At 68.5% G+C, this 14,408-nt stretch carries 15 protein-coding genes; 7 read left to right on the top strand and 8 right to left on the bottom strand.

Annotated features, from left to right (window positions below; all coding sequences use genetic code 11):
- Window positions 1–160: 160 nt before the first annotated feature.
- Both ED92_RS05795 and ED92_RS05790 read right to left on the bottom strand, forming a co-directional pair.
- The gene (locus ED92_RS05795) at window positions 161–586 is read right to left on the bottom strand and encodes a hypothetical protein (RefSeq protein ID WP_037333828.1); all 426 of its coding nucleotides are present in this window, start codon (window positions 584–586) and stop codon (window positions 161–163) included.
- A gap of 13 nt (window positions 587–599) precedes the next feature.
- Complete coding sequence (locus ED92_RS05790; protein ID WP_037333826.1) at window positions 600–974, bottom strand: hypothetical protein; 375 nt, start codon at window positions 972–974, stop codon at window positions 600–602.
- A 423-nt stretch (window positions 975–1,397) separates the two neighbouring features.
- Between ED92_RS05790 and ED92_RS05785 the strand changes: the two genes are divergently transcribed.
- Both ED92_RS05785 and ED92_RS05780 read left to right on the top strand, forming a co-directional pair.
- Entirely contained in the window at window positions 1,398–2,705 is a 1,308-nt protein-coding gene (locus ED92_RS05785; RefSeq protein WP_161791087.1) for a helix-turn-helix transcriptional regulator, read from the top strand.
- Window positions 2,665–3,603: a phosphotransferase family protein gene (locus tag ED92_RS05780; RefSeq protein ID WP_369797375.1), complete on the top strand. Its 939-nt coding sequence runs from the start codon at window positions 2,665–2,667 to the stop codon at window positions 3,601–3,603. The genes ED92_RS05785 and ED92_RS05780 overlap by 41 nt, the downstream gene beginning before the upstream one ends.
- Before the next feature lie 212 nt (window positions 3,604–3,815).
- Here the strand turns inward: ED92_RS05780 and ED92_RS05775 are convergent, their stop codons facing one another.
- Window positions 3,816–5,807, bottom strand: coding sequence for a tetratricopeptide repeat protein (locus ED92_RS05775; protein ID WP_235213202.1), 1,992 nt, complete (start codon window positions 5,805–5,807; stop codon window positions 3,816–3,818).
- A 263-nt stretch (window positions 5,808–6,070) separates the two neighbouring features.
- Between ED92_RS05775 and ED92_RS05770 the strand changes: the two genes are divergently transcribed.
- A complete protein-coding gene (locus tag ED92_RS05770; protein WP_037333817.1) occupies window positions 6,071–6,781 on the top strand; it encodes a bifunctional 2-polyprenyl-6-hydroxyphenol methylase/3-demethylubiquinol 3-O-methyltransferase UbiG in 711 nt (236 codons plus the stop codon).
- A 190-nt stretch (window positions 6,782–6,971) separates the two neighbouring features.
- Here ED92_RS05770 and ED92_RS05765 read toward each other — a convergent pair whose 3' ends face one another.
- The 5 genes from ED92_RS05765 to ED92_RS05745 form a co-directional block, all read right to left on the bottom strand.
- A complete protein-coding gene (locus ED92_RS05765; RefSeq protein ID WP_037333815.1) occupies window positions 6,972–7,550 on the bottom strand; it encodes a DUF3800 domain-containing protein in 579 nt (192 codons plus the stop codon).
- A 71-nt stretch (window positions 7,551–7,621) separates the two neighbouring features.
- Window positions 7,622–8,653, bottom strand: coding sequence for a copper resistance D family protein (locus ED92_RS05760; protein WP_037333812.1), 1,032 nt, complete (start codon window positions 8,651–8,653; stop codon window positions 7,622–7,624).
- Complete coding sequence (locus tag ED92_RS05755) at window positions 8,650–9,213, bottom strand: copper resistance CopC family protein (RefSeq protein WP_037333809.1); 564 nt, start codon at window positions 9,211–9,213, stop codon at window positions 8,650–8,652. Before ED92_RS05755 ends, ED92_RS05760 begins: the two co-directional genes overlap by 4 nt.
- Window positions 9,214–9,984, bottom strand: coding sequence for a YcnI family protein (locus ED92_RS05750; RefSeq protein WP_037333806.1), 771 nt, complete (start codon window positions 9,982–9,984; stop codon window positions 9,214–9,216).
- A 70-nt stretch (window positions 9,985–10,054) separates the two neighbouring features.
- Entirely contained in the window at window positions 10,055–10,546 is a 492-nt protein-coding gene (locus ED92_RS05745) for a hypothetical protein (protein WP_081975742.1), read from the bottom strand.
- Between the two features lie 290 nt (window positions 10,547–10,836).
- Between ED92_RS05745 and ED92_RS05740 the strand changes: the two genes are divergently transcribed.
- From ED92_RS05740 to ED92_RS05725, 4 genes are read left to right on the top strand one after another with little or no spacing between them, the layout of a single operon-like run.
- Complete coding sequence (locus ED92_RS05740) at window positions 10,837–11,484, top strand: ABC transporter permease (RefSeq protein WP_007030477.1); 648 nt, start codon at window positions 10,837–10,839, stop codon at window positions 11,482–11,484.
- Window positions 11,471–12,652 carry an ABC transporter ATP-binding protein gene (locus tag ED92_RS05735; RefSeq protein WP_369797374.1) on the top strand — a complete coding sequence of 394 codons (1,182 nt, stop codon included), beginning with the start codon at window positions 11,471–11,473 and terminating at the stop codon, window positions 12,650–12,652. Before ED92_RS05740 ends, ED92_RS05735 begins: the two co-directional genes overlap by 14 nt.
- On the top strand, window positions 12,649–13,425 hold the full coding sequence (locus ED92_RS05730) for an ABC transporter permease (protein ID WP_037333798.1): 777 nt from the start codon (window positions 12,649–12,651) through the stop codon (window positions 13,423–13,425). Before ED92_RS05735 ends, ED92_RS05730 begins: the two co-directional genes overlap by 4 nt.
- Before the next feature lie 2 nt (window positions 13,426–13,427).
- Window positions 13,428–14,387, top strand: coding sequence for a glycine betaine ABC transporter substrate-binding protein (locus ED92_RS05725; protein ID WP_037333796.1), 960 nt, complete (start codon window positions 13,428–13,430; stop codon window positions 14,385–14,387).
- The last annotated feature ends 21 nt before the right edge of the window (window positions 14,388–14,408 follow it).

The raw sequence follows: 14,408 nt of genomic DNA, 5'->3' as shown, positions 1-14,408 counted from the left end.
TCTGCCGATAATTTTCGATTAATCGCGGTGGGGACCGGAGTGATTACCGAGAGCGGTTCGTCGCGTTCGGGGGTACGCGCGAACCGCCGCCGGCGAAGGCGAGATCGTGGCGTGGTTGCCGAGGGGGCTGCTCGGACCGCCGGTCACTCGCCTGGCTTTCTCAAGCGTGCACGCCGCCGATGGCGGCACGACGCGGGTTGACCAGAGCGTGCCTGCCGGTGGTTTCGGCCGGGCTCACCCCGCGGCTCTGGCCAGGGACGCGGCGGCGGCTTTCGCGCCGGTGGTCCTGGGTGGCCGCGATCTGCTGGGGGGCGAGGCCGCCGGCGACCAGGTGCTCGTGCGCGACCTGCCATACCGAGCAGGGGGCCTTGCACTTGTGCCAGCGGGTCGAGCAGGTGGGGCAGTCCCCGCGCTCGTCGGGCTCGTGCGCCTGGAGCATCGCGCGCCAGCCTTCGGCGAGCCGGGGGAGCTCCGAGCGGGCGACCGAGACGAGCGACTGCGCGTCGGCCCGGTTCGCGAGATCGGAGAGCATGTCGAGGCGTTCCCAAACCGCGTTGCGGAGGACTTGCCCTAGGACCTGATCCACGGAGAACTCACCGTTACCTTTCCGCCATTTTGGCGGCTTCGTTGAGCGCTGCCCTGAGCTGTCCGAGCTGGCCGGACGTCAGGCGCGCGGTCTCTCCTGGCGGCGAGACGAGAACCACCTGGTTGTCTTCGACGAACACGGTGACGGCGCGTTCACGGCTGATGAGATCGCCGCACTGCACCCGCCAGACCAGCTGTCCGCCTTCGTAACGGCGCACACTCGCGGTACGGGGGTCGACCGGGGTGGAAGGGGAGACCGGACGGTTCGCGCCGGGGGCGACGGCGACCGCCTGCTGACCGGCGGGGCCGGCCGCACGCAGGTGGCGCGTGGCCATACCGGGCCGTCCCGCGGTGATGGAGCCTGTTGCGATCGAGTCCACGAACTCCACTGGCTCTTCTCCGCTCTCTCGTTCCACGTCGTCTTCGTATCCGCGTGTCCGCACCTGTAGGGGGTTCGGAGACTTGGTAGCTCTCCGTGATCGCGGCCGGTGGCCGGTCGGTCACGGAGATCTGACAACTACAGTGATGTGAAACCGAGTGCGATAGAAGGTCGAACCGCCGTCATAGCGGTGACCGGACGGGGTTTCACGGTAAGCGGTCAAACGACTTCTGCCGGGCCGATCACGACGGGCGATCCGGTGTTTCGCACGGTTGAATAGGTGTGCCTACGCTGTTTCTCGACCCCAACGGAACTGTGAGGGGGCGCAATGGACGCCAGTATCGGTGGCGGCGCTGTCGCCGGCTCGGACGCTGCAAGCGGTTCGGGTCGCCAGAGTCACCCCGTGCCACCGGATGCCTGGGAGCAGCCGGAGATGCGAGCCGCACTGGCCACACGGGAGATCTCGTCCGTGTACCGGCTGTTGCGCAAGCACGGTGTTTCGCAGCGTCAGATCGCGGCGATGACCGGCCAGTCGCAGTCCGAGGTGTCCGAGATCCTCAAAGGTCGCCAGGTGATGGCGTACGACGTGCTCACCCGCATCGCTGACGGCCTTGGTGTCCCCAGGGGATACATGGGTCTCGCCTATGACGAGGCGACAGCGATAAAGGTCGTCGGCGCTGCCGACGGCCAGCAGGCGGAGGAGGACGAGTCCGTGAAGCGACGGAGGTTCCTCGCACACGCCGCCCAGGTCACGATGGGTGCGGCGGTGTTCGGCCCGGAATCGGGTACGTGGTCGGCGGGACCGGCGAAGACGCCCGCTCCCGGACGGATCGGCATGACCGACGTCCGCCAGGTGGAAGCCGCGACCAGAGCCCTCCGTTCCCTCGACTACCAGTACGGCGGCGGTTTCTGCCGCGACGCCGTGGTCGCCCAGCTGTCCTGGGGACAGCAGATGCTCGAGTCCACCGGCACCGAGCCGGTCAAGAACCGGCTGTACGTCGCCCTCGCCGACCTGCACAGCCTGGCGGGCTGGACCTCCTTCGACACCGGCCTCATGGATTCCGCGCGCGGACATTTCGCGAACGCGCTGGACCTGGCCAAACAGGGCGACAACCACCCGCTGGTCGCGAACGTCCTCTACCGGATGGGCCGCGTCTACCTGCACCAGGACGCCCCGAACGACGCGCTGAAACTGTTCCAGCTCGGCCAGATCGCCGCCCAGGAATCGGGCTCCGAGCTGGCGGTCGCCGTGCTCTGCGCCAACGAGGCGTGGGCCTACGCGATGATGGGCAACGAGGAGCAGGCCGTGAAGCTGCTCGGCCGGAGCAAGGACGAGTTCGCCCGCGCCAACCTCGCCGAGGCCGAATCCTGGGTCAAGTTCTTCACCGAGACCGACGTCTACGCCATGATCGGCACCGTGCACACCGTGCTCGCGGCGAAGAACGCCGAGCACACCAAGTACGCGATCCCGGCGCTGACCAAGGCCGTCGAGTCCTACACGGACGACATGGCCCGCAGCAAGACGTTCATGCTCAGCGCCCTGGCCACGAACCACCTGCTCGAAGGCGATCTCGACCATGGCGCCAAGGTGGGCTCGAAGGCCGTCGACTGTGCCGAGGGCATCAAGTCCGAGCGGGTGAAGGACCGGATGCGGCCACTGCAGGTCGAGGCGGAGCGCCGCCGGAACAACGCGGACGCCCGTGACCTCGCCGACCGCCTCAACTCCTTCTACGCCGCCTGAGCCGACCGGTCCGGGCGGCCGGTTCACGCCCGCCATCCTGCGCGACGCCCTCGGGCGGACGTGCGATCTGCTGGGCGTGGACCCCGAAGGTGCCCGCCTGCTGAGGTTCACCAACAACGCCGTCTACGAGCTGGCGAGCGCGCCGTTCGTCGTCAGGATCGTCGGCTCCACCCTGCTGCGGCATCGCGTCGGCACGGTCGTGCGGGTCGCGCGGCATTTCGAACGGCACGCGGTGCCTGCCATCCGGCTCGTTCCCGGGCTCGACCAGCCGCTGCCGGTCGGCGAACATCTCGTGACGGTCTGGTGGAAGGTGCCCGAGACCGGCCGGAAGGCGAAGTCGGCCGATCTCGCCGCGCTGCTGCGCCAGGTCCACGCGCTCCCGCCACCCGAGGGGCTCGCCGAATGGGCGCCGTTCGCCGCGGTCCGCGCCCGGGTTTCGGACGCGGAGGAGCTGGACGAGGGCGACCGGCGGTTCCTGCTCGAACGCTGCGCCGAGGTCGAAGCCGCGCTCGCGGACCTGGACTTCCCCCTGCCCAGGGGCCTCGTCCACGGGGACGCGCACACCGGGAACGTGATCCCCGGGCCGGACGGGCCGGTGCTGTGCGATTTCGATTCGTCCTGTGTCGGGCCGCCGGAATGGGATCTGACGCCGCTCGCCGTGGGCCATGAACGGTTCGGTGATCCGCCGGCCCGCTATCGCGTGTTCGCGCAGCGGTACGGATTCGACGTGACGACGTGGTCCGGCTTCTCCGTACTGCGCGCGATCCGTGAACTGAAGCTCACGACGAGTGTTCTCCCCATTCTCCGCAGTCATCCCAGCGTGCGGGATGAGCTGCGAAAACGATTGAACGATCTTCGGAACGGACGCACCGGCGCACGCTGGAACCGCTATCGCTGACTCACCCGGGAAAGGCATCTGCACGTGCATTCGCCGACGGCGAATGACCGTTCGTCGCTTGTCCGAATTCGTCGATCAAACGGTGACGAATTCGCCCGGGCTAATCACTTCTCCCGGCCTAATGCTCCCCCGAATGTGCAAGTTGCAACTACGCTGAGTCATTCGCATCGGCGCGTTCACTCGGTCGCTGAGTACCGATCGGTGCCGTGGGGTCACAGCTGTTCGAGCCGCGTGCGCAGAGCGTCAGCCTCCGGGCGGCCGAGACCGACCAGGATGGGCAACGCCCGGTCGTAGTGCCGCCTCGCCTCGTCGGTGTTCCCTTCCGCCTCGGCGACCTCGCCGAACGCGGCCAGGGCCCTGGCCACCTCGAACCTCGACCCACTGGCCTCCATCGTGGCCAGCGACGCTTCGAGTTCGGTCCGGGCGGCCGCGAGATCCCCGGTCGCGGTGAGGGCGCGGCCGAGATCGGTCCGGGCGCGGGCCACGTTGTACGGGTCGGCGGCCAGCACTTCGCGAGCGCGGGTGAGGTGCTCGATCGCCGGCTCCGGCCGTCCGGCCTTGAGCTGGGTCGAACCGAGGTTGATCAGCGCGAGGCCGACGTCGTGCGGGCGGCTCTGGCTCTCGCTCAGGCGATGGTCTTCGGTGAACCATCGCACCGCGTCGTCGAGCCTGCCCTGTGCCAGCGCGACCAGGCCGAGGCCTTCCACCGACCGGATCTCGACGACCTCGTTGCCGGCCTTCCGCGCCGCTTCGCGTCCGGCCTCGTAGTGCGAGACGGCTTCGTCGTACCGGCCGGTGCCGCGGCAGGCGGCGCCCGCGCGGTTGTGCATCAGCGCCTCCGCCGACGCGTTGCCCCACGCCCGCGCGCAGCGCACCCCGGCCTGGCTCACCTCGAGGAAATCCGGATAGTGCTTGCGCAGCAGGAAGAGCGGCCACATCGCGGCGGCGAGCTGCCAGCCCAGTTCGGGCAGCTGCCAGGTTTCGGCGGTCTTGACGGCGGCGATGAGGTTCTCGCGTTCCAGTTCGAGCCAGGCGAGTTCCTCGTCGGAGGACGCGAACGACATCGGCGACGGTGGCCGGTACTCGTAGCGGTACGGGATCGGGTCCTGGTCGGGGACCGTCATGGCGGTGGTCTTCGACGCGGTGAAGAGGTACCACTCGAGCATGCGGCGCACCGCGATGTCGCGGTCGTACTCGTTGCCCGCCGTCTTCTCCTTGGCGTGCAGGCGCGCGAGGTCGTGGAAGGTGTACCGGTCGTCGCCGCGGTCGATCAGCAGTCCGACGTCGACGAGCTGGTCCAGCAGGTCTTCGGCGACCTCCTCGCGGACAGCGATCGACGCGGCGGCCACACCGACGCCGAAATCGGGGCCGGGGTGCAGCCCGAGCGCCGCGTACAGCGCGGCCGCGTCCGAGGGGAGCTCGTCGTAGGAGAGGTTGAAGCTGGCTTCCACCGATTGCGCCTCTTTCGTCGACAGCGTGGCCAGTCGACGATATTCCTTCCCCAGTTCGGTGGCGATCTTCTCCAGCGACATCTTCGGCCGTCCGGCCAGCTTGGCGCCGACCGTGGTGAGGGCGATCGGCAGGCCGCCGCACAGCTCGGCGATGTCCCGCGCCCGCGCGGCTTCGGCGCCGACCCGCTCCGCGCCGACCGCGCGGCCCAGCAATTCGGCGCTGTGCGCGGAACCGAAGGGCGCCAGCTCGACCAGCCGCGCGCGATGCTCGGTCTGGAGCCTGCCCAGACGACGTCGCGAAGTCACGATCACGAGGCTTCCCCCGCCGGCGGGCAGCAGCGGAAGCACCTGTTCGGTCGATCCGGCGTTGTCGAGCAGTACGAGCAACGGCCGTTCGGCGGTCGTCGTGCGGTACAGCGCGATGAGCTCTTCGACGTCCGAGGGCAGCCCCTCCGGCGGAACGTCCAGCGCGCGAAGAAACCGGCCGAGCGCTTCGCTCACCGAAAGCGGGCCGTTGGTGCTGAACCCGCCGAGGTCCGCCCAGAGGTGCCCGTCGGGGAAGCGGTCTCCTAGCTGCCGGCCCCACGCGGTGGCCAGTGCGGTCTTGCCGATCCCGCCCTGGCCGCTGATCAGCTGCACGGCCGGCCCGTCGGTGTCGTGCTGGGCCAGCAGCTTCTCCAGCAACGCGAGTTCGGCGGTGCGGTTGGTGAAATGCGCGGGTGCGGGCGGAAGCTGACGCGGGCCCGAACTCACCTGCCGGGTGAGCCTGACCGCCGATCGCTGCCGCGGTACCTGTGGCGTGCTGACTTCACTTTCACCCGACAACGGGCCGCCCATCAACCATCCCCTCTTCGGGTTAACCCCAGCGAACGCGTAGAGCATTCCGGTGGAGCTCCGCGGAGGACAGCGAAACCGGCCAAATGCGGCCGGATGGAGCAAACACTGTCACAGCTCGGTCGTCTGTAGATTGACGCCGAAATGGGGCACAAGGCTTATCTCGACTGAAAGAAGGATCCATGAGCACAGCAGGCAAGACCCGCTGGCAAGAAGGACTGTCGAACGAACTGGACCACTGGAGGATCTGGCTGTCCGGTGGGCCGGAGGCCTTCGCCGGCGGAGGGTTCAACGACTACGAATGGCGGACCAGCCCCGACTCGGACCTGCGGAACCAGCCGCATCTGACGCGCAACCTCGAGCCGTTCGCGCCCGAGAGATCGACGGTGCGCATTCTCGACGTCGGCGCGGGCCCGCTGACCTGCGTCGGCAAGGTGTGGCCCGGCCGCACGGTGGAGATCACCCCGGTCGACCCGCTCGCCGACCGGTACAACACCCTCCTCGCCGAGCTGGACCTGACTCCCTTGGTGGCCACCCAGGACGCCGAGGTGGAGAAGCTCTCCGAGGCGTTCCCGGTGGACCACTTCGACCTGGTCTACTGCCAGAACGCGCTGGACCACGTGTACGACCCGGTGCTCGGCACCCGCCAGATGCTCGAGGTCGTCAAGCCGGGCCACGCCGTCGTGCTGATGCTCAACGTGAACGAGGGCGAGCGCGAGAACTACTTCGGGCTGCACCAGTGGAACTTCTGCCGTGAAGGTGACGACCTCGTCGTCTGGAACCACGACGGCCGGGTGAGCGTCAACGAGGAGCTGTCCGGGATCGCCGAGGTGCGCTTCGAGCCCGAGTCCACCGAGACGCTGATGATCGTTTCGCTGGACAAGAAGGCCTAGGTCGTCGGGACGACCGGGGCTCGCGTGAGGACGACGGCGAAGCCGAACGCGAGCCCCGGCGACGTGCGACCACGCTCATTCATGAGCTACCCTCGATCAAGAGCGTGCCGTCGTGGACGTCGCGCGAGTCGCAAGGCCAGGTGACCTGGGGCATGACCGGGAGCCTGGCCTTACGCATATCACCAGCCGGTCAGGTCGGCGTATCCATCCGGATTTCGTGGACGCAACCGCTCAGCGGCTCGAAAAAGGCGTCGCTACCGGTGAGCCGGGCCCGGACCGCCCCAGCGACGACGTCGGCGATCCACAGCAATGGCTCGTCTTTGCCGAATCGGTGTTCTATCCGAAACGCTGTTCCCCTCGGCAGGTATAGCCGCGCGTGCCGGACGCTGTCGACGTCCCGCTTGTTGAGGTCGGCTTGCCGGGCTTCGGCGACGAGTGTGTCGACACCGACAGCATGCAGCTCGACGACCAGTCGCTGTAGGCACAGCGCGCGACTGCGCTCCTGCCGCTTCGGCCTCACCGGTGTACCGACGGTGACCACATGCAATTCGTCGAAGTCGGCGACTCGCTTGACGACGTCGAGCTTCTCCTGGTGATCCATCGGGTACCAGTGCAGTTTGCTGCTGCGGCGTCCGCCGCGAACGTCCAGCATCACCTCGCGAAGTTCGGCGTGCCGGGTAATCGGCAGCACCGCCGCCGCGAGTACGTAGAAGCCTCCGGAGGGATCCTCGCGGAACGACTCGTCGGCGAAGGCCTGCGGCGGAGACATCCGCAAAGCGTATGCGGCCCCTCTGGCACCACTATTCAGCGATGCCGGACGCAAACGAAAGATGCGCCGGCCTAGGTCGTCGGAACGACCGGGGCTCGCGTGAGGACGACGGCGAAGCCGAACGCGAGCCCCATCACCGTCAGTTCCAGCGTCGCCCACGCGGCCAGCGCGGTGCGGTTGTGCCGCACGATCTGCGGCATCAGCTTCCAGCGCGTGTACGCGCCGAGGCTCGCGATCGCCCCGGTGCACAACAGCTTCAACAGCACCAGCTGCCCGTACGGCGTGGTGAAGACGCCTTCCCAAAACCCGAGCGACGGGTTGAGCGAGATCTCGATCAGCCCGTTGAACAGTCCGGTCGCCGCGCCGAGGATCAGGCACAGCGTGGCCAGTTTGGAGAACCGCGGCAGCGCGTGCGCCAGCAGCGTCCGGTTCCCGACGAGCAGCACCGCCATCGCGCCGAGCCCGCCGGTCCAGGCGACGGCGCTCATCACGTGCAGTTCCATCGAGATCATCGTGTAGTCGTGGTAGTTCCAGTTCGACGCGTGCCCGGTGACCGGCAGCGGCAGCAGCGCGAACAGTCCCAGCCCGACGCGGACCTCGGCGGGCACCTTCTCGCCGTGTTTCAGCGCGAGGATCCCCAGTCCCGCGTGCAGCAGGGCAAGGACCGCGACGATCAGCAGCGCCTTCCCGGCGCCGACGTCGGCGATGTAGCTCCCGACGTCCGACATCGACAGCGTGCTGGAACCCGGCCGGTATTCGGCGGTCTGCAGGATCAGCGCGACGAGCGCGGTGGTCGCCCAGACCAGCGCGGCCGCGACGCTCGCGGGCCGCGCGATCCGCATGATCGGCTCGGAGAGCTTCGGCCGGTCGTAGCCGACCAGTACCGAAAGCAGTGCCAGCCCGATCGTCGCGACCGCCGAGATGTCCAGCAGAACCCGCACGATCGGGATCGAGACCGAGACCACCTCGCTGACCTGCGCGACCCCGGGCACCGGGGCGGTCGCCGTCAGCGCGACACCGATCAGGGCGCCGACGATGCCCGCCGTCACCACACAGAACAGGACGGCGACGCGGGCTCGCGAGGTGGTCTCGGCCTGGGTCATGAGCCGCTCTTCTCCTTGTCACCGGCGCCGGTGCGCAGTGCGACGGTCAGTCCGACGGCGAGCAGCACGACGGCGCCCGCGATCCACACCCAGATCGGCACGCCGGACGAGCCTTCGCCGCCGGTCGCCGGGGCGGTCTCGGCCTGGCCCGCGTTGCTCCGCGCGGCGTCGGCGCTCGCCGGGGTCCCGGTGCCCGCGGCGGTGAGGGTGAACGGCACCTCACCGGTCACGGAATGCCCGTCCGCGGACAGGATCCGGTAGCCGATCTTGTACTCGCCCGCCGGGCCGAGCGGCCGCAGCGGCACGGTCACGACGCTGTCGCGGACCTCGACCTGGCCTTCGGCCCACTGGCCGCCGCCCGGTCCGACGACCGCGATCTGGTTGACGTTCGCGTTCTGGACGTACTGGTCGAACGTGAGGGTGATCTTCGCGGGACCGGCGGCGAGCGACGCGCCCTTCGCCGGGTCGGAGGAGATCAAGACGTTGTGCGCCAGCGCCGGGGTGGCGGTGGCGAGCCACGCCACCCCGGTGATCGCCAGCGCGACGATCGCTTTACGCATTCACTTTCCTTCGGTGTCGCTCTTGCCGGAGACGGCGGTGGCGCTGCGGGCGCGCAGGGTGGCACCGGCGCCGACGCCGAGGCCGAGCGCGCCGACGACCAGGCCGGCGCCGCCGAGCCAGCGGGCGGTGTCGTCGGACGACGAAGAAGCGGCGTGCGACTCCTCGGACGCCTTCGCGTCGGTGCCGTGGCCGCCACCGTGTCCGTCAGCGGTCTTCTCGGCGAGCTTCACCGTCGGCGCGGGGTGCTCCGGCTCCTCACCCGAGGCCGGGGTCGGCTGGTTCCACTCGACGACCTTGCCGTTCTCGTAGGTCTGGGTGGCCGGGAACTCGATCGCGTCGACGTTGGTCGGGAACTGGCCCGCGCTGATCTGGAACTCCTGGAACTCGGTCGATCCGGCGGCGATCTTGGTGCCGGGTTCGGCGGTCCAGGAGACCTTGGAGACGGCTTCGGTGATCTGCGTGCCGGACGCGGTGGTCACCGGGGCGGGCAGCTTGGACTTGACGACCTCGGCCTTCCAGCCGGGAACCGGCTTGGCCCGCACCGAGCTGAGCGCGTACTCGGGTTTGACGGTGATCTCGACCTTGACCGTGCCGGCGTCCTTCTCCTCGTTGGGAACGCGGAAGAAGATCGCGCCGTAGCCGCCCTTCGACGGCTGGGGGCCGTAGACGTTGGCGGTGACGTGGGCCGAGGCGACCCCGGCGGACAGCAGGCCGGCGATACCGACGGTGGCGGCCAGGAAACCGGCGCGCTTGAAGACGTGCTTGGACACGAAAACTCCTGAACGTGACTGGGACGGCGGGCTCGGGGGCCTCGCCGGATTGACGGGGGATGTCGTGGGTTCAGGAGAACAGCGGCGGGCCACGCCTGCCGTGGACGCGGCGGAGGTCCACCCGGACGAGGTGACCGGGGCCCGCCGGACGGGCGAGCACCGGCGACGCCAGCGCGGCGGGGACCGGGAGCGCGTTGAGGATGAAGGGGACCAGCGCGCGCAGGCAGGAGAGGATGCCGAGCAGCAGTCCGTCGGCCTTGGCCAGCAGCACCGCGGTGATCAGCGTGGCGACGACGTGCGCGGCGGTCATCGCGAGCCCGCCCGAAACCGGGGCCGGTTCGCCGTGCACCACCTCGTGCGTGCTCAGCGAACTGAGCACGAGGTGCATCACGACCTGACCGGCGCCGAGATCGACGATGGTGGCCAGCGGTCCGCGGGCTTTCGAAGCGAGGAAGGCCGCGTTCCAGCCGATCAGCACGGTGAGCAACACCGTCATCGCCGTATCGGGGAGGTCGCCGTCCCCGATCATGTGAGCGGTCACGGCCAGCGCCGCGGAACTCACTCCGAGCAAGGCACCACGCACCACGCGTAACGCGCTTCGGTGATGGCCGCCTTTACTCACGGGTGAAGAGTATTCGACGTACGTCCGGGTGGTCGATCTCCTCCCGGCTGCTGAGCAGTGGGAAAGACACCGCCTGCGTTTGCCCGATCAGGCCGGATCGGGCAGGTTGGCGGGATAAAAGGCGGTAAACAGGGGTTTGACCGCGCGGGTTTTGGGTAGTCAGGCTCCCGATACAGCTACTCCGAATGGGTGAGGAGGCTCACCCGAGGCGGCGGGAGAACCAGCACGCGATGAATCTCTTCGAGTACATCTCGGATCGGTGGGACAGACTCGCCCTCCAAGGGCTCCTCCATGTCAGCGCGGTCGTGCAGTGCACGATCCTGGCCGCCGTCCTCGGCGTGGTGATCGGCGTCGCCGTCTACCGCAGCCCGATCGGTTCGGCCGTGGCCACGGCGCTGGCGAGCACGATCCTCACCGTCCCCTCCTTCGCCCTCCTGGGGCTCCTCATCCCGGTGTTCGGCCTCGGCGCGAACACCACGGTCATCGCGCTCGTGCTCTACGCGCTGCTGCCGATCGTGCGGAACACGATCGTCGGGCTGAGCGGCGTCGATCCGGCGGTCAGCGACGCGGCACGCGGAATCGGCATGAGCCGGTTCGGCGTGCTGACCAGGGTGGAGCTGCGGCTCGCCTGGCCCGCGATCCTCGCCGGCATGCGGGTCGCGACGCAGATGCTCATGGGTATCGCGGTCATCGCGGCCTACGCGAAGGGCCCCGGCCTCGGCTCGGAGGTCTTCTCCGGCCTCACCAACGCGGGGAGCACGAACTCCCTAAACCAGGCACTGACCGGGACGCTCGGCGTGGTCGTCCTCGCACTGGTCCTCGACGCCGTTTACGTCCTGATCAACCGTTTGACCGTCTCTAGGGGTGTCCGTGGCTGAGTCCGAAACCGTATCCGGCGTCGAGATCGAGCTGGAGAACGTCACGAAGCGCTACCCCGGCACCCGTGAGCCCGCGGTCGACGACTTCTCGATGGTGGTGCCCGCGGGCAAGATCGTGGTCTTCGTCGGCCCGTCCGGCTGCGGCAAGACCACGACCATGCGCATGATCAACCGGCTGATCGAGCCGACGTCGGGCCGGATCACCATCGGCGGCGACGACGCGCTGAAGCTCGACGTCGACACCCTGCGCCGCCGCATCGGCTACGCGATCCAGCAGGCCGGGCTCTTCCCGCATTTCACCGTCGCGCAGAACATCGCCGTGGTGCCCGGGCTGCTCGGCTGGGACAAGAAGAAGGTCGACGACCGGGTCGAGGAGATGATGGACCTGGTCGGGCTGGACCCGGCCGATTTCCGCGACCGGTTCCCGCGTCAGCTGTCCGGTGGGCAGCAGCAGCGGGTCGGCGTCGCGCGGGCGCTCGCGGCGGATCCGCCGGTGCTGCTGATGGACGAGCCGTTCGGCGCGGTCGACCCGATCACCCGCGGCAACCTGCAGGACGAACTGCTGCGGCTGCAGACCGAGCTGAAGAAGACGATCGTCTTCGTCACCCACGACTTCGACGAGGCCGTGAAGCTCGGCGACAAGATCGCGGTGCTCGGCAACCAGTCGCGGATCCTGCAGTACGACACCCCGGACGCGATCCTCGCGAACCCGGCCGACGACACGGTCGCCGGTTTCGTCGGCGCCGGTGCCTCGCTGAAGCAGCTGACGCTGCTGCGGGTCCGCGACGTCGAGCTGAAGCAGGACGCGTTGACGGCGACGGTGAGCGAGTCGCCGTCCGAGGTGCGCGACAAGCTGACGCAGCAGCGCAAGCATTTCGTGCTGGTGCTCGACCAGCGGCGTCGTCCGATGCGGTGGGTGCACGTCCGCGAGCTGACCAAGGCGACGTCGCTGTCGACCGCGGGCAAACCGCTGCGTGACTACGTCAGCCTCCAGTCGACGCTGCAGGACGCGCTCGAAGCCATGCTCGCCGAGGGCGGCAGCGTACCGGTGACCGGCGCCCGCGGCGAATACGCCGGGACGATCGAGCTCGACACCGTCATCGCGACGATCCAGCAGCTACGCGAGGAGCACTCCGACGACAACCCGGCGGAAGGTGTGACCGCATGACGGCCGTCGATACCGGGTTCTCCACCGAGTCCTCGTCGAGAAGCGCCGAGCGGGTCCGGCTGTTCGCCCAGCCCGCCGCGGTGCTGCTGATCGTCGCCGGGGTGCTGATCTGGGTGTTCAGCAGTGATCTCACCGCGACGGAGAAGGAGACCCTCAACGCCGCCGGGCTGTTCGCCGCGCTGCGCGACCACCTGGCGATGACCGTCGTGGTCACCGCGATCGTGGTCGCCGTCGCGGTACCGCTCGGCGTGCTCGTGACGCGGCCGTGGGCGAAATGGGCGGCGCCGGTCTTCCTGGCGGTCGCGAACATCGGCCAGGCCGCGCCCGCGCTGGGTGTGCTGGTGCTGTGGTTCATCGTCACCGGCGCCACCGGCGGGCTGTGGGTCGCCGCGCTGCCGCTGGCGTTCTACTCGCTGCTTCCGGTGCTGCGGAACACGATGGTCGGCCTGCAGCAGGTCGATCCGTCGCTGATCGACGCCGGCCGCGGGATCGGCATGTCGGCCTCCGGGGTGCTGTGGCGGGTCGAATTCCCGCTGGCGATCCCGCTGATCCTGGCCGGTCTGCGGACCTCGCTGGTGCTGGCCGTCGGCACGGCGACCTTCGGCATGTTCGTCAACGCCGGCGGGTTCGGCCTGCTGATCGACACCGGCTACAAGCTCAACCTGACGAAGGTGCTGATCACCGGCTCGGTGCTCGCCGTCGCACTGGCGCTGCTGGTGGACTGGCTCGGCGCGGTGGCGGAACAGTTCTTCGGACCGAAGGGACTGCGCTGACAATGCGACTCAAAGCGATCCTGGGCGCGGTCCTGTTGTGCGGCACGCTTTCCGCGTGCGGGCTCGAGGTCAACACCGCGCTGCCGTACAAGATCGAACCCGGTTCCATCCAGCCCGTCGAGTCGCTCAAGGGCGTCAAGGTGACGGTGGGCTCGAAGGATTTCACCGAGAACATCATCCTGGGCTACATGGCCGAGATGGCGCTTTCCGCCGCGGGCGCGGACGTCGTCGACCTGACCGACATCAAGGGCTCGAACTCGTCGCGGCAGGCGCTGCTCGCCGGCCAGACCGACGTCACCTGGGAGTACACCGGCACCGGCTGGATCAACTACCAGGGCAACGAACTCCCCGTCCCCGGCGGGGAACAGGCCCAGTACGAAGCCACGAAGGCGGCCGACGAGGCGAAATTCGGCGTCACCTGGCTGAATTACTCGCCGCTCAACGACCAGTACGCCTTCGCGGTCACCGAGGCCTACGGCGCGGCGAACAACCTGAAGACGACGTCGGATCTGGCGGAGTTCCTGAAGCGGAAACCGGACCAGAACGTGTTCTGCCTGGAGACCGAATTCACCAGCCGCCAGGACGGTTTCCCCGCCGCCGTGCGGGCGTACGGGTTCCAGAATCCGGTGATCAAGAACTTCGGCATCGGGACGATCTACTCGGCCGTGGCGAGCGGGACCTGCCCGATCGGCGAGATCTTCACGACCGACGGCCGGATCGCCGGGCTGAACCTTCGCGTCCTCGAAGACGACAAGAAGGCGTTCCCGCAGTACAACGCCGTGCCGACGTTGCGGACGGAATTCCTGAACCAGCACCCGGAACTGCGCGGACCACTGGAAACCGTCGCCGCCGCCCTCGACAACAAGCAGATGATCGAGCTGTGCAAGCAGGTCGACGTCGACGGTCGTGACCAGGGCGAGGTCGCCTACGAATGGATGAAGAAGAAGGGGTTCATCTCCTAGCCCCGGATATGTCATGAAAGG

Source organism: Amycolatopsis sp. MJM2582, from assembly GCF_000754115.1.
In the GTDB taxonomy this organism is placed as follows: Bacteria; Actinomycetota; Actinomycetes; order Mycobacteriales; family Pseudonocardiaceae; genus Amycolatopsis; species Amycolatopsis japonica.
Note: the sequence above shows the minus strand (reverse complement) of the source record. Positions and strands in the feature narration are given on the sequence as shown.

Coding starts and splice junctions, on each gene's coding strand:
- ED92_RS05785 (WP_161791087.1), top strand. CDS start 1,398: ATGCGAGCCGCACTGGCCACACGGGAGATCTCGTCCGTGTACCGGCTG.
- ED92_RS05770 (WP_037333817.1), top strand. CDS start 6,071: ATGAGCACAGCAGGCAAGACCCGCTGGCAAGAAGGACTGTCGAACGAA.
- ED92_RS05765 (WP_037333815.1), bottom strand. CDS start 7,550: ATGTCTCCGCCGCAGGCCTTCGCCGACGAGTCGTTCCGCGAGGATCCC.
- ED92_RS05760 (WP_037333812.1), bottom strand. CDS start 8,653: ATGACCCAGGCCGAGACCACCTCGCGAGCCCGCGTCGCCGTCCTGTTC.
- ED92_RS05755 (WP_037333809.1), bottom strand. CDS start 9,213: ATGCGTAAAGCGATCGTCGCGCTGGCGATCACCGGGGTGGCGTGGCTC.
- ED92_RS05740 (WP_007030477.1), top strand. CDS start 10,837: ATGAATCTCTTCGAGTACATCTCGGATCGGTGGGACAGACTCGCCCTC.
- ED92_RS05730 (WP_037333798.1), top strand. CDS start 12,649: ATGACGGCCGTCGATACCGGGTTCTCCACCGAGTCCTCGTCGAGAAGC.
- ED92_RS05725 (WP_037333796.1), top strand. CDS start 13,428: ATGCGACTCAAAGCGATCCTGGGCGCGGTCCTGTTGTGCGGCACGCTT.